The following is a 20,439-nucleotide window of genomic DNA, read 5'->3' as shown; positions in this document are numbered from 1 at the left end:
AGTTTCAGTATATTTGTTATTTCTTTCTTGTCAAGAAAATTTTTCAGTTGCTGATTTTTTTTTGCATTCCCGCAGGACTCGCCCGCCGGAAGCCGGAGCCTAATACAAGGCAGGCAGGCTCTCTTTTGTCACGACTTTTTCGGAACCGTATATCCGCCGCAAAAAGGATAAATCGTTGTACTGCTCGCTCAGGCAGAATTCATGGCTCCACGTCATGAAGCTTGCCCAGCCGATTCCGTCCTCAATCGCCTTCTCCGCATCCGGCATCGTCCCGCATTCCCCGAGGAGGGCAATCTTTTTCTGCGCCGTGACATCAACAAGCTCACTGAATTCACGGGCAAACGGCGAATGCTCGTGCGGCGTCCCGTAAATGTCGCGGGAAATTATGTCAACGACATCGTCGCCCGGATAGCACGAAGGCTCATGCGAATTCCATACCCAGATGAGATTGTCAAGATGATGGACGTTGACGAAGCGGTCGTACAGTATCCGGTAGATTTTTTTGAGCGCGTCCCCGCCCTTTGCGCCCCACCAGAACCAGCCGCCGTCCCCTTCGTGCAGCGGCCTCCAGAGAACCGGTATTCTCGCGTCGCAAAACGGCCGCAAAATTCCCGCCATAGCGTCGATGTCGGAAATCATCGCGCGGTTCTCCTCCGTACCCTCCGCTGCGGCTTTCTCCGCGTCGAAGCTGGTGTTTTTCGAGTAGAAGGATTTCGAATGCCCGCCAAGCGGCGAGAACCAGTGCCAGGTGAACGTAATCAGCCCCTTCTGAGCAGCCCAGTCCCACGCCCTGCTGAGCGTGCCGTAATTCTGCCGGATTTCCTCCATGCACTCGTCGTCCGTGTCGAAATAGTTTATGTTCGGCGAATACGAAAGAAGCTCGAACCCGAGCAGCGCGGGCTTTTTTCCCGTTACCTCCTCGATGAAATGAAGCTCTTCCTGCGCCAGGCTCTGCGTGTGCTGGCCGCTTATGACTTTCCTGAAACTTATTTCCGAAAGATAGCGCAGGACGTTCCTCACACAGTCCTGTGCGTTCGGATTTGACGGATTTATACAAAGCCCGCTCATATCTCCTCCTGAAAAACACTGCCTCGGCGATTTCCCGTGCGGAACGTCAGAGTGTCCGCAAAAATTCCCTGAGAAGCGCGTAAATGCGCTCATGTCCCGAATCGTTCGGATGAAGCCCGTCCGGCGCGTACCGCTCCCTCAAGAACGGGACGTCCGGCTGGATTCCGCTCAGCGAATACAAATCGAGGACGGGAAGCGCGTAATGGCGGGCGACCTCCTTTATAATCCGCACGTAATCGGAAAGCGTGCCGACATTGCGCACGCCCGCTTCGTTTACGAGGCAGTTCTCGCGCTCGCGGTGAAGCGGCGTCATCACGACAATCCGCGCTTCGGGATATTTTTGAAGAAGCGCAAGGAAGAGGCTGTGGAGCGCGCCGTAAAAAGTCGAGTCCGTCCTGTCGTCAAAAGAGCCGAGCGGCGCGTCGCCGTGCCCGTAATCGTTCGTCCCGCCAAAAACGACGACGCAATCCGCCCCGTTTTCCATCTCGCCGACGCGCGAAACGAAATTCCGGTCATATTTCGGCTCGCACGACGGGACAATCTGCCGCGCGATTCGCGTTCCGCCTATTCCGTACGCCCTCACGGCCGCCCCGTCAACGGAAGAGAGCAGCGACCAGTACGTTTTTTCGATTGAGGAAGCTCCCCAACCTTCGGTGATGCTGTCACCGAGAAACAGAATTTTCTTTCCTTTTAAATCCACAGCTGGTTCTCCTTTTTTTCAGCTTTCGAGAATTTCTATGTCGAAGAGGGAAAGCGACGGCGGCGTCTCCTTGTCGATGAGCTGGAAGAGATTCCGCGCGTCCTGAGCGCCCATCTGCCGGATGGGCTGCCTTCCTGAAATAACCGGGAACGGAAGGAACCCGAACGAGCGGCACTCGTCGAAGACAGCGATGCCGAATTTTCCCATATCGACGTTCCGCTCCTTGAGCACCTCGAAGACGTAGAACGCGAATTCTCCGCCCGCCGCAAGGAAGAGCGCGTCGATTGCCGGATGCTCATCAAGGAATTTCCTGACATTCTCCTTCGTCGTCGATTCGGAATAGAGGGTGCCGATTATCATGTCGCAGTCGAGCGACGACTCCGCGAGCGCCTTTTTGAATCCCGATATTCGCTCCTGCGTGTACAGGAACGAATCAGGCCCCGTGACGCATCCGATATGGCGGAACCCCTTCTCGACGAGCCGCTTCGTCAGCCGGAACGCCCCGTCCTCGCTCCGGACGTCAACGCAGCAGTGGTTGGCGAACGGCGCGCGCCCCTGAATGACGAACGGCATGTCGGACGCGGAAAGCATGTTGTATTCCTGCACTGTCAGAAGCTCCGACGGAAAAATCAGCCCGTCAGCGCTCTGCTTGAGTATCGCGTCCTCAAGGGTCTTGAGCGGATTTTCCTTGTTGAGCGTCATGAGAAGAAGGTTGTACCCGCGCTTCGATGCCTCTTCAGCGACAGAAGCGATTATGACGGACCAGTACACGCCCGAAAGCGTGTAATCGACATCCGCGGGAATGACGAGCCCTATCGTCTCGGTCTTGCGCTTCGCAAGGGCGCGGGCGGCAAGGTTCGGGCGGTAGTTCATGTCGCCGACAAGTTTCAGTATCTCCTGCCTTTTCGCCTCGCTCACGCCTTTCTGTCCGTTCAGCGCCTTCGAGACGGTGCTTTTCGCGACGTTGGCCATCTTCGAAATTTCAGCAATCGTGTAATTCATGATGCGATTATATCCCCTTCGCTCCCCAAATTCAAGAAACGAAAGGGAAACCGTTTTTCTTTCCGAAAAACAGCCGAAACAGGCGCGCCCTCCCCCGATGCTATTTCCACAATTCGGGAAGCTCGTCGAGCGTTATGACGTTCCCGCTTCCGTAAACCTCCTTGCGGTGGGAAAGCGTGTTGTGGTTCTCGCAGCTCCAGAAGCACTGGCTTTCGTCGGATGAATGGTCGTTCCAGGTGGTGAAGTACGCCCATTTCCCGCTCATCGAGGAAACGTCCGGAATCGTCCCGTTCTCGCCGAGCGCGATGATTTTCTTCCCGCCGCTCACGCTCCTGAGCATCTCGTACTGCGTTCCGAGCTCGCCGAGCTTGTAGTTGTCATACGCGACGACATCGACAAATTCGTCGCCCGGATACCAGTCCGCATTCTGCGCGTTCCAGACCCAGATGAGGTTGTCCAGCCCCTTCTCCTTCGTGAGGAACCTGTGCATGTACTTGTAGAGGGCAAGATACGCTTCCCGCCTGTTTCTGCCTTTCCCGTCAGCGCTTCCGCATCCGGCGCCCCACCAGAACCACGCGCCGCCCCAGTCATCCTTGTTTCCGTACGCCTCGTGGAGCGGCCGCCACAGGACGGGATACCCTGCGTCCCGTATTCTCTGAAGCTCGGCCGCAATCCGCTCAAGGTCGGATGCTATCATCGCGAAATCCTCGCTCGATTCGTCGAGACCGCTTTCCGAATCAGCCTTGTAGGGAATCCTGAACGCCGTCTTCTCCGAGTTGAATTCGATTGTCTTCCCGCTCGGGTCGCGCCAATGCCAGCAGAACGCGGCGATTCCGCCTTTTTTGAGGAATTCCAGCGCCTCCTCGGTCTGATGCTGCCCCGAGCCGCCCGAAACCTGCGTGTAGTTCATGAAATCGAATCCTGCGATTGCAGGATATTTTCCCGTGTCGCCGAACACTTTCTGAAGCTGCCCGTAGCTGTCGTCCCACGTCAAATCCTGCTGCCCTGAAAGCACCGCCCCGCTCGCGCGGCAATCCGCAATGTACCGCATGAGCGCGCGCGCTCCGGCAGATTTTCCCTCCGGTATTTCGACCGGCGATTCTTTTTCCGGCATGTATGTTCCTCCCTCCTGTCCTGAAATCCCGCTTCCCGCGCCTGACGTCTGGCATGACTGCAGAAGCATGAGCGCAGCCGCAGCCGCGCAAAAAACGGCGATGAATGTCCGTCTCATAGTCCCCCCAAAAAAAACGATTCTCAAAAAAATCAAAAACGGGGAAGGAAAAGGCCTGCCAAAATTCCTTCCCCGAAAAAAAGGAAAACGGAGTTTTCCCTACAGCCGCACGTCGAACCGGCAGGTCAGGCAGCCTTTGTCGCGCAGATTGTCCTTCCCCTCCAAATCCCATATCACGTCCGCGCGCTCATAGCGCACATCTATGCTGAACATGGCGCAGGGATTCACGATTGCGCCGATGCGGGTGTCCAAATCGTATTCACGGGTCAGGTATCCGTCAGAATCGCGCTGCTGGATGAGACGCCCGAACAGATACGGCTTCACGCCGACCGTCTTGTTCCCCCCAGCCGGAACGCCGAGCTGGTACTCAAGCTGTCCCGCCAAAAAGAACGCGCTGTCCTTCTTCCAGTCCTTGCCCTCCGCCGCAGCGCCTTTCTCGTCGCGGTCGCCCGTGCGGAACATGTTCACCATCTCGAATTCGAGGAATCCGCCGAGGTTCGGGATGAGCGCGCCCGCATCGGGCTTCTCGTACACCGAGAACACGAGGTTCGCGATTCCGTTCTGGTCGGAATTGACGCCGAGGGAAACGCCGACGGGAAACTGCCTTCCCCAGCTGTCAAGGGTCGCGTTGTTGTACTTGAAATTCTTCCCGCGCCAGTAATACGCGATGCCGAGCCCTCCCTCAAACTGCACGTCCGTCCTGTCCTTTCCGCCGTTGAACGCGTCGTCGTCCGCGCAAAGATAGCGGAAGTCGAATCCCGCGTAAGGGCAGAGCGTCCCTGCGGCAAGCGCGCGGTCGTACTCCACGGAAATGCCGCCGGTGTATATATCATAGGGAACGCCGTCCGCGCTGTCGCCGTAGACAGCCGACGCGGCAGCCTGGTCGTCAGCCTTCTTCCTGAAATTCACCGTCGCGAGCGCGTCCGCCTTTACGAGAATATCATCCGACGGCATGAATTCCCCGCCGAGCTGGAAAACAGCCTTGTTCTCCGCGTTTGGCTTTTGGTACGCCTTGCCCTGCTTGATGTTCTTCGGCGTCTCGTCGTTCGCGGAAATCCACGAGCCCGGCGTTCCCGCAGAGAATGCCGCGTTCCATTTGTCGAACCGCACCCCCGCGGAAACGACGCCCGTAATCCCGTAATTCCCGCGCCCGAGATAGTTGTTCGAGTCGCGGATTCCGTTGTAATAGAGGATTCCGATGTTGTCGTCCTTCACGCTGTCGAATATGCGGAAATTCGTGAAGTCATCGAAAATCGATTTCAGGCTCGCGTTGTCGAACCCTATCGGGCAGCCGTTCTCGTAGTCGTACTTGTAGAAATTGAGGAACATATTGCGCCATTTGACCTCGGAAACGATTCTGTCGTAGACGAAATAGTTCGAATCCTTGTCGTCCGCCGTTCCCGGCCGCTCGCGCCACCCTGTCGTCTTCCCGAAATCGCCGCCGGCGTTGTAGTCCCCCTGCGTGTTGCCGTCCTCGTACGTTTTCTTCTCGTTGTAGAATTTGAACGCGTACCGCAGCCCCTCGATTCTCACCGAAGCCGAAAGCGAGTCGCCGTCGCCCTCCCCCATGCCGCGCGTGGCAGACGGAAGGAATTCCCACCAAACCTGCGCCTGGTCAACAGACGACTCCATTCCGAAGATTTTCTCCTCAAGATTGTAGCCGATTGTCGTGTGCGTCTTCAAATCGAACCATGCGTTCGTCCTGATATCCTCGTTGCCGGCAGCAAGAGGAAGCGCGGATGCGATGCCGCAAGCGAGCGTTCCCGCCATAAACTTTTTCATTTTTCTCTCCTTGAAATCATGTGCCTGTCCAACATTTTTTTTCATCGATCCGATTCGGCGGCAGCCGAACGTTCCCGGCGCCCGTGCCACAACACCATCATGTCCATATTGCTCCTCCTTATTTTTTTGCCCGGCCCGGATTTCCGGCGGGCGCATGACAAAATCCAAGCCAGCCGTTTTTTTCAGGCAGAGCGATTTTTTAGTTTTTACGAAACCGTTTTCTCTCTTGTGCGCTCAGTATCCGGCCACTTTTCTCATTTGTCAAATGAAAAATTTACAAATTTTGATTTTTTCGCAGATTTTTTGATATTTTTCGCGCCAAAATAAGGTAATTTTCGCGCTGTTTTTCATTTTTGAACCGCAAATAAAAAATCTTGACAAGGCGGAAAGAGCGCATATAATAAAAATTACGAAACCGATTTTCTTTTTCTTTTTCCGGATTCGCCAACCGACAAAGCCGAATCCGGCAGGAAAACAAACAGGAACACAAAAAAAGGAGGATTCTATGTTTTCTTTGACTTTGAAAAGGCTTGCAGAAGCTGCGCTGCTCGCCTTCGTTCTCGCCTCATGCGAAAAAAAAGGCCCGGCAAATGCATCCGGAATCGGCGGGAAAATAATCGTGCTCACGAACAGGACCGACGTCGTAGACACGAAGCTTCAGGAATACAAGGACGCGTTCGAAAAGAAATATCCGGGAACGGACGTCGAATTCGAGGCGATAACGGACTACGAGGGCACGGTCCGCACGAGGATGTCGACGAAGGAATACGGCGATGTTCTGTGCAGGCCGTCCATCCAGACGGTCGATTATCCGAAATACTTCGAGCCGCTCGGCACAATCGAGGAATTCAAGGAGAAATTCAACTTCACGCAAGGCTCCAACGCAATCGACTACCAGGGAAAGGCATACGCCTATCCGGTCATGGGCGTCGTCGGAGGAGGAATCGTCTACAACAAGAAGGTGTTCGAAAAAGCCGGGGTCCAGATTCCCAGGACGCAGGATGATTTTTACGGCGCGCTTGAGACGATAAAGCGGAAAACGGATGCCGTTCCGATTTTCATGAACTACCCCGCGGGCTGGACGCTCGTGCAGTGGGAGGGAGGCGCGACGGCATTCACCGGCGATCCCGAATACAAGAACAAAATGGTCCACGAGGATACGCCGTTCGTGCCGGGCGCGCCTCATTTCGAGCTTTACAAAATAATGTACGAAGTCGTAAGGCGCGGGCTTTGCGAGCGCGACCTGCTTTCGTCGGACTGGGAAATGAGCAAGCAGGAACTCGCCGACGGAAAAATCGGCTGCATGGTCCTCGGAAGCTGGGCAATTCCGCAGATAAAGGAACTCGCCTCGAACCCGGACGACATCGGCTACATGCCCATGGTCGCGGAAGTAGACGGCAGGAAATACGCGGAGGCGACGCTCGACATGCCGCTTTGCATAAACGTGAATTCAAAGAACAAGGCCACGGCGCGCGCCTGGATAGAGTTCATCGTCCACGATACGGACTGGATCGAATTCAACGAGTCGATTCCGGCAGTCAAGGGAGGGGCGTATCCTGCCGTCCTTGACGCGTTCAAGAAAGCCGGCGTCACCTACTTCGAGATGAACAAGCCCCCCGTCGGCGAGGAAAGCTTCTACGACGTGCTCGACAAGGATTCCGAGATTGGATTCTGGAGCGACCCCGAAAAGAAGCGGATAATCGACGCGGCAATGGGAACGACAAGCGAGACGTTCGAGCAGATTATGGACGACTGGAACAAACGCTGGGCGACGGCGCGGAAAAACCGCGGCATAAACTAGCGCCCCCGCGTGCCGCCGAACGCCCGTTCCGACGCACAACGCCTAGGACGCGCACTGACCTCACGGGGCGCAACAACAGGCGGCACGCGTCCCGCGTGCCGGCGAACGCCCGTTCCGACGCACAACGCCTAGGACGCGCACTGACCTCATGGGGCGCACAACGGAGGCACGCCACGCGTGCCGCCGAACGCCCGATAAAATGCACAACGCCTAGGACGCGCACAGATTCACGGGGCGCAACTACGGGCGCACGCGAATGAGCGTGATTTTTCCGCTTCGTGAGAAGAGGAGACGGCTCTCTTCTTCGGGAAGGACTCTCGTCGGGAACGTGCGCTCCGTTCCGTCGCTGAAAACGACGTTCATCGCGTCCGTCATGTTCCTGTCGTATTCTATCGAAGTGCCGCACCAGCTGAAGCAGATTTTTCCGGACTCGTCGAAGTCGCCCTTCTCAAGGTACGACGGCGCGAACGACGCTTTTCCGCACTGCATGCCGAGCCCGAGCTCCATCCAGCGGCCGAGGATTTCCTCCTTGACCTGACCCGTCATTCCGGGCTGCTGTGCTCCGCGCTTGTACGGCGTGTGCGAGTACGGGTCGCAGGGGAACGCGCCGTAATCAGCCGGCTGCTTCGCGCTTCCTAGCCCGTTCTTCACGTCCTTGTAGAACGAGAAGAGCGGATCCCTGCTGTTCGAGATGTTCTCCTGCACCGCGATGAGGAGCTTCGACACCATGTGCCAGTAGATGCTTCCGAGACCTTCGTACGCATAGAACGTGCCCGACCGCCCCGTGAACGTCCGGTGGTGGAACACCTTCTCGTACAGCTCAAGGAGCGCCTTCCGCTCGTCCGCGCCCGGCTGCTCCTCCTGCGGAAGATGGTCGAGATATTCCGTCATGCAGGCGGCATTCCTGAACAAGTGGTTGAAGTGGAACGTCCCGTTCCTGTCCTCCACGAGAACCATGCCGCACTGCCTTGTCGCGAACCGCTCAAGACCTTTCATCTCGTCCCTGGAAATCCTGTTCTTCTCCTTGAATTTCGGCAGGCGCTCGTTGGGATAGAGAAGGTACGAGCGCTGGTTCTCCTCGTAGAGCGCGCTTTTGTGCAGGGCGGCGCACATCGTCTTCTTCTCGTTCTTCGTGAGGAGCGAGCACCCGAGTGCGGCGACCTGGCCTTCGAGCATGAGCTTGAGCCGCTCGATTTTTATTCCGTCGTCGGATATGACTATCGAGTTGTATGAATGGAAAAGCCCGTCGTCGCGCATGTTCTCCGCAATCGACCTCTTTATCCCGTCGCGGAAAAGCCTCATGTACGTCGCGATTTTCTTTCCCGAAATCTTGTCGAGCCCGTTCCCGAACCCCCTCTCGTAAAGCGCGTTCCGCTCCCGCTCGAAGAGAAGCCCCGCCGCGTCGGCGAACGACTTCCGCTTCTTGTCGTCCATCGCTGCGCTCTCGTCGAGGCTGAACTGGCGGTATATCTCCGCGGCGTCGTTGAGACAGCCGGCGACAGTCGAATCGACCATGACGTCGCCCGCCGTGTCGAACAGCTTCGCGAGGAACGAGAGCATCCGCTCGAGGTGGCACATAGTGACGACCGACGTCCCGTATCCCGCAAGCGCGTTGTTCGCGTCGTTCCACTCGGGGCGCTGCGTGTTCATCCAGATTCCCGCGCCGGGGATGTGGTTGAGGACTTTCGCGAGGATGAGCTGGATGAGCTTGGTCGAGAGCGTCGTCAGCTGCAGCGAGCCGTCCCACTCGACGATTGAGCGCGCGTCCGTGCCGAATTCCTTCTCACGCGCGCGCACCGCGCTGTCGATGGCGTTGTCGAACCGGAGCGAGTGCCTCGGGTCGGAGAGAATCTCGTTGTAGCCCTTGAGCCTGTACGGGATGTCCGCCGTCGAGAAAATCCGCTCGCTCATCATGGAAAGAAGCTCGCCCCTGTCGAAATTCCACAGGAATTCGATTATGCGCTGGAGGTATACGACCTGATGGTCGCCCCAGTAGCCGAACTGCGCCCAGGGATTCCCCGGCTCGGGAACTTCCCAGTCGATTCCGCGGCGGCTTATCCTGTACGGGTTGAAGCCGTCCACCGTCATCGCGTCGACGAAGACCGCGACGACGTTCGCCGAGTATTCGGGATACGACCAGAGAAGCGACTCCCAGTTCTGGAAAATGTCGCGCCAGTTCCCCTCGTAGTTTATCTTGTCGGAGCCGTCGAGAGAGCGCACGTCTATGTCGAACTTGTTCCACGGACGGCTCGGGTCGCCGTGCCTGCGCGAGAACGTCAGCGGGAGGTACTCGAAGAAAAGCCGCGTCATCTGCGGGTTTTCCTCCGCCTGAATCACCGACTTGAGCTTGTCTCGCGATATTTTCGCTGTCGCGGCAAGCCCCGCGTTCGCAAGCACCCCGCGCATCTTCCATCCGAGCGAGACGTTCCGCTTCTCCGCGAAGTCGATGAAATCCGCGACGGGAATCCTTCCGCCGTCGGTGAAGATTCCCCCGCGCATGATGTTGAACATGACGTTCGTCCGGTGGTGAAGGTCGGCAATCGGGTTCCCCGAGCGCTGGATTCCGTCGGCCGCGGCAATCTTCGCGGTGAGGCGCGCGTCAGTCTCGCGGATGTCGTCCTCAAGGATTTTCCACGCCTTTCCCCGGTCCCCGATTTCCGCCTCAAGCTCCGCCAGACGCGCGCTGTCGTATCCGACGTCGAAAACCTGCTCCCAGCATTCGGCGCTGCGCCCGGAAAGCGTGCTCCGGTGGATGATGTAGCATTCGCCGCGCTTTCCGTTCAGCTCGCCTTCCTGCGCGAGGAGGAGGTCGGTCTTGTCCTCCATGAAAAGCTCCACGGCGCGGTCGGAGACGACGACCGGGTCGTTCGTCGTGAACCAGCTGACGTTCGTCGTGAGCGACTCGCTCGGCTCGGCCATGTCCGTGACCGTCGAGGAGAGCGTGAAGAGCGCGATGTTCGCGTCCGCGTCGACCTCGCCCTTCCGGTACGCGTCGAGCAGGACGCTCCGCTCGTTCTGCAGCGTCGACGGGCAGGGAGACGGCATAATGTTGCGGCATCCGTCGAGGACTGACAAATCGACTTTCCTGTCGGTGAGGTTCTCGATGCGGAAAAGGCGGACGAGACCGTATTTCGCGCTCGATGTCCATCCGTAGCGGCATGAAAGCCCCGCGACGAAGTTCACCTCCTCGAACCAGACCTTGCTGCCGTTCATGTTCTTGTAGATGTTGCGCTGGATTCCGATTCCGTCCTCATACCGTTTCGCGCCCGTGCTGAAGAGGTTCCCGAACGGCTGCCAGACGATGGACCGCTTTCCGTCGCCCTTTATCTTTATTATCGAGACGGGGCCGGTGCATCCTTTCGTGTCCTTGATTTTGTCGCTCGTGCAGTAGGGAAAAATCGGAAGCTCGCAGTTCCTTCTTCCTGCAGAAATTCCGCCCTGCGCCCAGCAGAAATTCCATACGTCGCTTGAGCTGGCGATTGTCATGAAAAAATCGTTCATGGCATCGAAATTCTCTATCTTGTAGAATTCCTCTCCGTCCATCGTGACCATGCTTCCTGACACATTCTTCTTCATTGTAGCTGTCTCCTTTGAGATTGTTGTTGCGTGCGGCGGCTCTCCACAAAAACTTCATGCACACACGTAAATATCGTTTCCGAACCGCCCCCGCATACGCCCGCTTTCCTGGGGAATGCTAGACATTCAAGAATCCGTTTTGGAATTCCAGATGGGATTCAGTATTACCGCAAAATTACGGAAAAAATATCAAAAACATTTCCGTCATGTCGAATTCTTGCATATCATACGCATATAATGAGCGTTTTTTCTCACCTGCTTGCAAAACAGTGGCATTCTCATCATTATCAATCCCATGCAAATCAAACTTGACAATTTAAGGAAAACGTATTTTTCCGGCGGGAAGGACGGCGGGCGGAAAATCGAGGCTGTTTCCGGCGTCTCGCTCGTCATCCCGGAGAATTCTATATTCGGCATAATCGGGAAGAGCGGCGCGGGAAAGTCGTCGCTCGTCAGGCTGATGAGCCTTCTTGAGCAGCCCGACTCCGGCGCCGTCTATTATGGAAAGAAACGCGTGGACAACCTCACGAAGCGCGAGCTTGTCCTGATGAGGCGGACAATCGGCATGATTTTCCAGAACTTCAACCTGTTCAGCTCCCGGAACGCGTGGATGAACGTGGCGTACCCGCTTGAGATTTGCGGGAAGCCCGAAAAGGAAAGAAGGCGGCGCGCGGAGGAGCTTCTCGACCTCGTGGGGCTCGGCGACAGGATTGACGCGCCAATAAGCACGCTGAGCGGCGGGCAGAAGCAGCGCGTCGCCATCGCGCGGGCGCTCGCCACGAATCCGGGAATCCTTTTCTGCGACGAGGCGACGAGCGCGCTCGACCCGAACACGACCCGCTCGATTCTCTCGCTCATCCGCGAAATCCAGCGCAAGATGAACCTGACCGTCGTCATGATAACGCACCAGATGGAGGTGGTCCGCGACGCGTGCGAGTCGGTCGCCGTCATCGACGGGGGAAAAGTCGTCGAATGCGGCTCCGTGCGCGACATTTTCGCGAACCCGGGGACGGAGACGACGAAGGAATTCATCCGGAGCGTACAGAATTCGCACGGCGACGTCGTCCAGTGGTCGTCGCGGGCGGGCGCATACGAGCTGCGGTTCGTCGGCTCATCGACGGAATCTCCCGTCCTGAGCGAGGCGACGCGGAAATTCGGCGTCTCGTTCAACATCCTCGCGGCAGGAATCAACAGGCTCATAGACGGCGAGGTCGGCTACATGGAGGCGGACATCTCCGGAAGCGACGGCGAGATTGATGCCGTCATCGCGTGGCTGAACGACAACGGGGTCCTCGTGCAGAAAAAAGGCGCGGGCAGTTTCGGAGGTAAGTGAAAAATGGAACAGATTCTCATACTCGTGGGAACATCGACGCTGCAGACGCTCGCGATGGTTTTCTTCTCCACGATATTCGCCGTAATAATCGGGTTCCCGCTCGGCATCCTGCTCAACGCGACTGCCGAGCGCGGAATAACGCCGCATCCCATGCTGAACATGGTTCTGAGCCGCGTCATAGACGTTTTCCGCTCGTTCCCGTTCGTAATCCTAATGATTGTGATGCTTCCGTTCACGAGGCTCGTCCTCAAAACCGTCGTCGGAACCGCGCCGACGATAATCCCGCTGTCGTTCGCGGCGGCACCTTTCATCGCCCGCGTCACCGAATCGGCGCTCAACGAGGTTCCCGAGGGAATGGTGCAGGCTGCCCGCGCCATGGGCTCGACGAACTGGCAGATAATAAGGAAGGTTCTCGTGCCGGAGGCGCTTCCGTCCATCGTGTCGGGGCTGACGCTCACCGTCATAAACCTTGTCGGCTGCTCCGCGATGGCGGGAACGCTCGGCGGCGGCGGTTTGGGCGACCTTGCCATCCAGTACGGGTACCTGCGCTTCCGCACCGACGTCATGATTGCCGCCGTCGTCGCGATAATCATCATGGTCGCGCTCATCCAGTTCGCGGGGACGAGCATATCGAACCGCATGATGAGGAAGCGCTAGGCATATTGTTGACAATATTACTCGGAAATATTGACATAAATTGCCGTAAGTCGTATAAAAGCAACTCATAAAAATCGCCGGAAACGGTAAGGAGAAGACAAAATGAAAAAAATCGCAGCAGCAGCAGCAATAGCGCTCGGCTTTTTCACGCTCAACGCGCAGACAGTGCTCAAGGTGGGAGCGACGCCCGAACCGCACGCCGAAATACTCAACCTCGTCAAGGATGACCTTGCGGAGAAAGGGATAACGCTCAAGGTGATGGAATTCACCGATTACGTCACGCCGAACGACGCCGTAGAATCGGGCGACCTCGACGCGAATTTCTTCCAGCACATCCCGTACCTTGAGTCGTTCAACAAGGAGAAGGGATACCATCTCGTCAACGCGGGCGGAATCCACGTCGAGCCGTTCGCGCTCTATTCAAAGAAGGTGACGGATATCTCCCAGCTCACGAAGAAGAAGAAGGCGAAAATCGCAATCCCCAACGACCCGACGAACGAGGCGCGCGCCCTTCTCCTCCTTCAGGAGGCTGGCCTCATAACTCTCAAGAAGAACGTCGGAATCACGGCGACGACGCTTGACATCGCGAAAAACCCGTTCAAGCTCAAGTTCAGCGAGATTGGGGCCGCCACCCTCCCGCGCGTCCTCGACGACGTCGATGCTGCCGTCATCAACGGCAACTACGCGATTCCCGCAGGACTGAGCGCGAAGAAGGACGGCCTTTTCGTCGAAGGCTCGTCATCGCCCTACGTCAACGTAATCGCCGTCAAGGCGGGCAACGAGAACCGTCCGGATATTCAGGCGCTCGTCGAGGCATTGAAAAGCGAGAAAGTCCGCGAATTCATCTCCCAGAAATACCCCAACGGCGAGGTCGTCGCGGTATTCTAAAAAACGCGCCTTTCCGGTCAATATGCCTGTTCCGAAACTCTGTTTTCCGAACAGGCATATCATCAGGATTGAAATCCTTCGCATAGAGACAGAAGGCAGTTTATAGCGCACCATTGGACGGGGCACATACAACAACTATCAATCAGGCAGCTCAAGATAATAGAAGAAACCTTGATTGATTTCCTTCCGCATGACGCTTTCCAAGTCAATCGGCTTATAGTAGAATGAATGGCAGAAAGCATTGTTCCGGGAGACCTGCATTTTTGACGTGCGGGTCTCCTTTTTTTTGTCCGGCTTTGTGCGCGATTTTGTCCCGAATTTGCGCCTTTTTATGCGTATTTATCGGGGTTTTTCGGGGATTTTATGCGGATAAAACCGGTGCGCTCATCCGTATAAACGGAACTGTTTGTGCGGATGAGCGCGGGGCGCCCGTGCGGATTAACAGGGAGAGGACATCGGGATGAAATTTCCGATGCGTGCGGACTTTTCTCTGCCGACGTTTTATGCGCCAGAAGCAGCGAGGCACGCGGACTATTGTTCACCGCTTCTTGTTATTCGCAAAGCCAACGGGTCGTACCGCAGCAGCTTGCCCCGCTGTCGGCTACGAACCTTTGTTATGTGTGAGTTTACTAAGCATCTTGACTTTTTATAATGGATTATTTATATTTTCCTTATGGAAACAAATAAGCAGTACCTCTCGGTAGAGGATTTATCTATTAAATTAAATTGTACACCACAATATACAAGGAAACTTATCAGAGATGGAAAAATACCAGCAGAACAAGTGGGAAAAACATGGGTTATAAATCCCGAAGTTTTAAATGATAATGAAACAATGTTTAAATTGAGTAAGGATATACCAGATCAAATTTGCAAAACTTCTGAACTTCCAGATATTGTCGCGTTGAGTTTTTTCTCTGGAGCAATGGGCTTGGATTACGGAATAGAAAAAGCTGGAATTCATCCTCTTTTAGCTTCAGAAATTGAACCGAATGCAAGAAAAACTATTTTATTAAACCGTCCGAATATCGGACTTATCGGCGACATAAATAATTACAGCGCAAAAGACATTAGAAAATTTGCAAATATTTCAGAGAATCAAGAAATTGATTTGGTTATAGGCGGACCTCCATGCCAGGCTTTTAGTACCGCAGGTCAAAGAAAAGGTTTCCAAGATAAACGTGGAAATGTATTTTTAACTTTTATTGACAGAATACTGGAACTCCGTCCCAAATTTGCAGTAATTGAAAATGTAAGAGGAATTTTATCTGCTCCTTTCGAATGTGAAGAAATGGAAAAACGTTTCGGTTTTGCACCTAAAACACCAGAAGAAAAAAAAGGCGGAGCTTTGCTTTATATTCTGCATAAACTGGAAGAAGGCGGTTATACAGTGACCTTTAATCTTTACAATGCTGCAAATTATGGTGCTCCGCAAAAACGAGAGCGTGTTGTATTTTTCTGTTCTCGGGATGGTCAAAAAGTTCCATATTTGTCACCAACAAATGATGAATTTGGAAATTTTGGCTTACCAAAATGGCGAACAGTAAGAGAAGTTATTTCTGACTTAAAAGAAGATGAACAGAAAGCAATGAAATTTCCAGAAAAGCGTTTGAAGTATTTTAAAATGCTCAAAGCTGGACAATATTGGAAACATTTACCACAGGAAATTCAGTATGAAGCTATGGGGGAAAAACTCAAACTCGGTGGCGGAAAAACTGGATTTTTCCGCCGTGTAGGTTGGGATGAACCTTCTCCAACTCTTGTAACAGACCCAACAATGCCTGCTACGGATTTATGCCATCCAGAAAAAGACAGACCTCTTAGTATCCAAGAATATGCTCGAATACAAGAATTTCCAGATGATTGGAAATTCTTTGGAGAAATGAAGGATGTTTACAAACAAATTGGTAATGCAGTTCCAATTAGCTTAGGTTGTGCAATAGGCAAGCAGATTGTAAAACTTGTTACAAATCAACCGTTAGATTTGCCACCTATCGATTTTCCTTTTTCGCGTTACACATATACGGATGATGTTTCAATAAAAAAGCTTATGGAAAAACGATTGAAAAAATCAGAACAACCAGATTTATTTGCTTCTGCTGTATAAAGAAAAAAGTCGTGAAAACTTGATTTTCACGACTTTTTTATCCTAATTTCCTTTTCCTAGATTTATATTTTTCTTCAAATATTGTTCTACGAACTTTTTAAATCCTTCCTCTGAAAGATTCATTCCTTTCATAGGTTCGGGAACATTATTCCACATTGTTTCGCCAGTTTTTGCTTCAGTTCGATACCATTTATGAATTGAAGTACCTTCTCTGATTTTACTGCTTGAAGAATTTTCTGTATTACTTCTATTTTTTATTTGCAATTCAAACCAAACTCCATTGTCAAATTTTATAAAGTCGATAGCTTTTACAAAATTTCCACAACACCAAGCCCAACCTTTTTCTCGTAAAACAGAATCCAAATATCTTTCCAAAAGAGCTCCAACAGCATTTTCCGAAGCCATTGATTCCAAATGTGTTATTTTTATTTCTTCTGTTTCCTGTTTTGAATGATTAAAAACAATTTCCATTATGAAACTTACCATTTCATCTGGTACAGTCTGAGGCAGTTTCGGAACTGTAGAAGAATGAAACCCATTAAAATACGAAACAGCCAATTGTTCTATTCCTTCTTTTGTTTTTACATCAGGAATATTATTTTTTGAACGAACTGAAAGATTTTCCGGGAATTGATTTAAATATTTTATAACTGTGATAAAAGCATTTCTCAAAGACTGTTCTATATCGTAGCAAGGATTAAGTTCATCAAGAACTTCATTACATACTTTCTCAATATCCATTTTATACCTCAGTTATAAATCGGCATATTTTTATATTTCTTAATACAAGCGCCCCAGTGTGGGCGTCCACATAACAACTGGTTGTACCGCAGCGGGCTTGACCCGCTGTCGGCTACGAACCTTTGTTATGTATTTTTATTTCATCGCGCCGGCTTTTTTCTGGTGCTCCGCCATGATTGGATTCCAGTAGTCGTGGTACTGCTGCTCGTATTTTGAGTTTTTTGCGGAAACGCCAGATTTTATAAGTTCCTCGACAAGATTATCTTCCGTCAAATCTTTCCAGACTGATTCTTTGTATCTGCAGGGAACTCCGTTCCATCTCCAGTAATCATTAAAATATATTTCATTCATCACCGCAAAGTAATTCGTAAAATACAAACCTGGCGAGTCAAAAAAGATATTTGCGTTAATAACTCCCAATCCGTCAACGCTTTCTTTGCATTTCCATTCTAAATGACAATCCGTATTGCATAAATCATGGGCATATGTTTCAAAACCGTAGTCATCAATGCTTGTGATAAAAAATTTTACATTGTCATTTGCTGAATATTGATTCAAAGACTCAAATTCATTTCGAGAATTGAGTTTAACTGTGTTTTCCCACATATCATTAGGTTTCATACGAAATTGTACAGTATCGTCTTTCAAGTCCAGAAACACATGATTATTCAGTCTTTCTATCCATGCTGAAGTGGTAAACACTGAGTGGGTTTTAAAATAAAACTCAAGTTGTTCTTTTGTCATGGGCTTTACGAACTTTGGTCGAGTTTCGCTCAGATACCCTCCGAACACCCAGCCATATTCAGGCTCTTCATTTTTCCACTCGTAGCGGGGAATCAGAATCTCAACCCACGGAGCCGTTATGCCGTCAATCGTCTCTTCTTTTCCAATCGCCACGACTTTAATGGGCAGCCTGTGCTGGAGTCCGCAAAGACGATTTGACTTTAGCGAAGGATTATCCCGGACGCGCAAACCTTCCGCCGAATCAACATACATCGTGTCGATGACCTTGCCGTCTTGGTAAAACCGGGATTTGTCCGCGAAAGCAGCTGTCAGTATAAAAAACAATACAAAAGCAGGCAGAATGCTTTTTCTGCAATTCTCAAACTTCTTCATCGTTTTCTCCAGTTTATAATCTGCTCCGCCATATTCTTTGCGTCTGAAAATCCCTGTTCCGTAAGTTCAGTCGCGGAGTCTTTCAGGGCTTTTTCAAATCTGACTTCAAGCTCGTCATAAATCTTCATTGCGATTTTTGAGCCAAGACCGCAGTTTTTCGCCTCTGCCTCAAAATCGCTTCGCGAAATCTGATTTATGTTCAGTTTGCCGTTTATGCTCAAAGACATCTCGTCTGTGCAGCCCTCATACAGCTGAGTGCAAATCACATCATAGCAGGGTGCGAGCCGAACAGAAGCTAAATCCTTGCTGTACAAAATAGACGCGTTTTTTATGTGATTGTCCGTGTTTCCAATCAAATAATTGAAAACAGCTCTTCGCCACAAGCGCAGGGAATCTTCTATCGGGTTTGAGCAAAACTTCCGTATAAGCCCAAACATTTTTTGCAAATATTCTTCGCCGTCTTTTTCATATTTTCGCTCGGACTTTATCCCCAGAGCCTGTGCAAAATCTTCCTGATGCAATCGGTACGGAAGTCTAAAGCCACTAATGATTTTTGAATCAGAATCGAAAACTCGGTCAAAACGACTGGTGGCAAAAAGAACATTCTCGTCGTCTGTTTTTTCTTTTTGGGCTTGAATGATAAAACTTACTGGAACTTCGATTCCCAATTTTTGAGCCGCAAGAAGACAAAGTTGCTCGTTCAAAACGATGTTTTTGTAGCGGACATGACTCTGCTTTATGATGTGAGTGCTTGGCGAAAGCCCTTGTGGTTTGAACCACTTTTTGTTTTTTTCGTCATAGTAAAGCCCGACTTTTCCAGAAGCTCCTGTCAATGAAAGGTGGCTTTTTATCACGATTTCGGCAGATTTTCCCGCGCCCTCTTTTGCGAGTGCCTTGATTTCATCTAGTGAAACTTCATTGTAGCCACCTGCTTCAAGCGGATTTTCTTCATCGACGATTTGAATTTCGCCAAGACATTCGCTTCCAAGTTCCCTCAAAATTGAAATATAATCGTCCGAGTCCGAATGAATGTTGTTCGCAACGCACTGTCGGGTAAAACCTTCGGGCAAAAGTCCGTCAAAAAATATTTTTGTCGATTCCGAATCGAATTCTTTTTGAGAAAGAGGAAAGCTCAAGGAAATTGCCCTTGCGTTCGGGACTGAAAGAAATGAGTCCGCGTAGGAAAAAACTGCGTCGCGGGAACTCGTGCCAGAAATCTGTCCTGCAAGAACAAAACGCCCGTTAATTTCAATCAGGACTTTCAGGCAGAACTTTTTCATCTAGCTCCGAGCCTCCACATTCAAATCAAGCCCAAGAAGATTTATGAGGCTGAGCGTTTTTCCGATTTCGCAGGTGGGCTTTCCGTTCTCAAGGTCGGACAAAAAACTTACGCTGAATCCCGTGATTTCAGAAATGTACTGCTGAGTGTATTTCAATTCTTTTCGACGCTCGCGAATTGCGTTCCCCAGCTCTTTTGAATCGCTGATTTTCATAAGGCTCCCAGATTTAGCCGAACGGCTTATTTTTGCTAAAAAAAACACAAACTTAGCCGTTCGGCTTTATTCTTACTTTTTAACTATAATTTAGCCGTTCGGCGTTGTCAATGAGACTACTCCATGCTGTTGGCATCATTTAGTCATCCAATTCAAGCAATTCCAGCCATTCTACTTCAACCAAAGCAACTTGTGAAACATGAGGAAAGAACGAGAAGAGACAGTATTGCGATGATTGTGAATCCGATTTGCTTGGCAAGCGATTTCATTTCCTGCTACTCCAGTCCGTTGGCCTTTTTCCAGGCGGTGATGAACGGTTCTTCACTTGTTATATGTACTTCTCTTCTAAAATCCTCTTCTGTCCAGTCACGATAATTATTAAACTTGCTCAAATAGAGGAATACGGCCACAGGATTCTTAATATCATCTACATATAATTTCTTCTCAAATTTAGAATAATATTCAGAATGGAATTCGTCCAAATAAAAAAGAAGAGTCACATTATATTCAGGCTCTAGTGCTGAATACAATTTTTTTACCATAGGCAGAATTATCGGTGCATAGTATTTTCTGTTAGATTCATGGTCAAAACTTTTTTGAGGCGGCAACTTAATATAAATCCATGTCTCAAAATCATTTGTTTTCTTATATTCTTCATAAGTTGAATCTTTTGACCATTTGTTTATATCCCTGTCCATTCCACGGAATTCCAATATGTCATATTTCATTCCGATGTCGTCAAGGATTTTCTCGACATCAGCTTTGAGTTGCTTCTCAAACATACGGACATGAGCCTGTGTTTTGAAAGTTCCAGTTTCATTGCAGACTGTATAATCGGTATAGAGATTATATTTCTTATACTCCTCACTATAATCAACAGGACGCAAATTACCATAAAAACCGTAATCCCAACCTAAAGCCATTGTCGCTTTACTTCCATCAAG

General features: G+C 51.5%; 17 protein-coding genes. 5 read left to right on the top strand and 12 right to left on the bottom strand.

All coding sequences use genetic code 11. From position 1 onward, the window contains the following. Positions 1-99: 99 nt before the first annotated feature. The 5 genes from TRESADRAFT_RS01685 to TRESADRAFT_RS01665 form a co-directional block, all read right to left on the bottom strand. The gene (locus tag TRESADRAFT_RS01685) at positions 100-1,068 is read right to left on the bottom strand and encodes a glycosyl hydrolase (RefSeq protein WP_002702273.1); all 969 of its coding nucleotides are present in this window, start codon (positions 1,066-1,068) and stop codon (positions 100-102) included. A 46-nt stretch (positions 1,069-1,114) separates the two neighbouring features. Then, a complete protein-coding gene (locus TRESADRAFT_RS01680) occupies positions 1,115-1,768 on the bottom strand; it encodes an SGNH/GDSL hydrolase family protein (protein ID WP_002702271.1) in 654 nt (217 codons plus the stop codon). 18 nt (positions 1,769-1,786) lie between these two features. Next, positions 1,787-2,770: a LacI family DNA-binding transcriptional regulator gene (locus tag TRESADRAFT_RS01675; RefSeq protein ID WP_002702268.1), complete on the bottom strand. Its 984-nt coding sequence runs from the start codon at positions 2,768-2,770 to the stop codon at positions 1,787-1,789. Positions 2,771-2,870: 100 nt separating this feature from the next. Further along, complete coding sequence (locus tag TRESADRAFT_RS01670) at positions 2,871-4,001, bottom strand: glycosyl hydrolase (RefSeq protein ID WP_002702266.1); 1,131 nt, start codon at positions 3,999-4,001, stop codon at positions 2,871-2,873. Positions 4,002-4,100: 99 nt separating this feature from the next. Continuing rightward, positions 4,101-5,783, bottom strand: a complete 1,683-nt coding sequence (locus TRESADRAFT_RS01665; protein WP_002702264.1) for a hypothetical protein — start codon at positions 5,781-5,783, stop codon at positions 4,101-4,103. A 505-nt stretch (positions 5,784-6,288) separates the two neighbouring features. Between TRESADRAFT_RS01665 and TRESADRAFT_RS01660 the strand changes: the two genes are divergently transcribed. After that, a complete protein-coding gene (locus TRESADRAFT_RS01660) occupies positions 6,289-7,584 on the top strand; it encodes an ABC transporter substrate-binding protein (protein WP_002702261.1) in 1,296 nt (431 codons plus the stop codon). A 240-nt stretch (positions 7,585-7,824) separates the two neighbouring features. Here the strand turns inward: TRESADRAFT_RS01660 and TRESADRAFT_RS01655 are convergent, their stop codons facing one another. Further along, entirely contained in the window at positions 7,825-11,160 is a 3,336-nt protein-coding gene (locus TRESADRAFT_RS01655) for a hypothetical protein (RefSeq protein WP_002702259.1), read from the bottom strand. Positions 11,161-11,455: 295 nt separating this feature from the next. Between TRESADRAFT_RS01655 and TRESADRAFT_RS01650 the strand changes: the two genes are divergently transcribed. The 3 genes from TRESADRAFT_RS01650 (at position 11,456) to TRESADRAFT_RS01640 (ending at position 14,038) form a co-directional block, all read left to right on the top strand. Continuing rightward, positions 11,456-12,493: a methionine ABC transporter ATP-binding protein gene (locus tag TRESADRAFT_RS01650; RefSeq protein ID WP_002702257.1), complete on the top strand. Its 1,038-nt coding sequence runs from the start codon at positions 11,456-11,458 to the stop codon at positions 12,491-12,493. Between the two features lie 3 nt (positions 12,494-12,496). Then, positions 12,497-13,150, top strand: a complete 654-nt coding sequence (locus TRESADRAFT_RS01645) for a methionine ABC transporter permease (protein ID WP_002702255.1) — start codon at positions 12,497-12,499, stop codon at positions 13,148-13,150. Between the two features lie 102 nt (positions 13,151-13,252). Next, on the top strand, positions 13,253-14,038 hold the full coding sequence (locus tag TRESADRAFT_RS01640; protein ID WP_002702253.1) for a MetQ/NlpA family ABC transporter substrate-binding protein: 786 nt from the start codon (positions 13,253-13,255) through the stop codon (positions 14,036-14,038). A 138-nt stretch (positions 14,039-14,176) separates the two neighbouring features. Here the strand turns inward: TRESADRAFT_RS01640 and TRESADRAFT_RS16670 are convergent, their stop codons facing one another. Continuing rightward, positions 14,177-14,299 (bottom strand): hypothetical protein, encoded by a 123-nt coding sequence (locus tag TRESADRAFT_RS16670; protein WP_281054619.1) that lies wholly within the window; start codon positions 14,297-14,299, stop codon positions 14,177-14,179. Positions 14,300-14,711: 412 nt separating this feature from the next. Between TRESADRAFT_RS16670 and TRESADRAFT_RS01635 the strand changes: the two genes are divergently transcribed. Beyond that, entirely contained in the window at positions 14,712-16,145 is a 1,434-nt protein-coding gene (locus TRESADRAFT_RS01635) for a DNA cytosine methyltransferase (RefSeq protein ID WP_002702252.1), read from the top strand. A gap of 42 nt (positions 16,146-16,187) precedes the next feature. Here TRESADRAFT_RS01635 and TRESADRAFT_RS01630 read toward each other — a convergent pair whose 3' ends face one another. From TRESADRAFT_RS01630 to TRESADRAFT_RS01610, 5 genes are all read right to left on the bottom strand, one after another. Next, positions 16,188-16,886: a SinI family restriction endonuclease gene (locus TRESADRAFT_RS01630; RefSeq protein ID WP_002702249.1), complete on the bottom strand. Its 699-nt coding sequence runs from the start codon at positions 16,884-16,886 to the stop codon at positions 16,188-16,190. 135 nt (positions 16,887-17,021) lie between these two features. Next, on the bottom strand, positions 17,022-18,002 hold the full coding sequence (locus tag TRESADRAFT_RS01625) for an SH3 domain-containing protein (protein WP_002702248.1): 981 nt from the start codon (positions 18,000-18,002) through the stop codon (positions 17,022-17,024). Continuing rightward, positions 17,999-19,282, bottom strand: coding sequence for a HipA domain-containing protein (locus tag TRESADRAFT_RS01620; RefSeq protein ID WP_002702246.1), 1,284 nt, complete (start codon positions 19,280-19,282; stop codon positions 17,999-18,001). The genes TRESADRAFT_RS01625 and TRESADRAFT_RS01620 overlap by 4 nt, the downstream gene beginning before the upstream one ends. After that, entirely contained in the window at positions 19,283-19,495 is a 213-nt protein-coding gene (locus tag TRESADRAFT_RS01615; RefSeq protein ID WP_002702244.1) for a helix-turn-helix domain-containing protein, read from the bottom strand. 275 nt (positions 19,496-19,770) lie between these two features. Then, positions 19,771-20,439 (bottom strand): hypothetical protein (locus TRESADRAFT_RS01610; RefSeq protein ID WP_040842088.1); only part of this gene is annotated, 669 nt, incomplete at its 5' end.

The sequence above is a fragment of the Treponema saccharophilum DSM 2985 genome, assembly GCF_000255555.1.
Lineage (GTDB): Bacteria > Spirochaetota > Spirochaetia > Treponematales > Treponemataceae > Treponema_D > Treponema_D saccharophilum.
The sequence above is the reverse complement of the archived record's forward strand: the minus strand, read 5'-3'. Positions and strand labels throughout refer to the sequence as shown.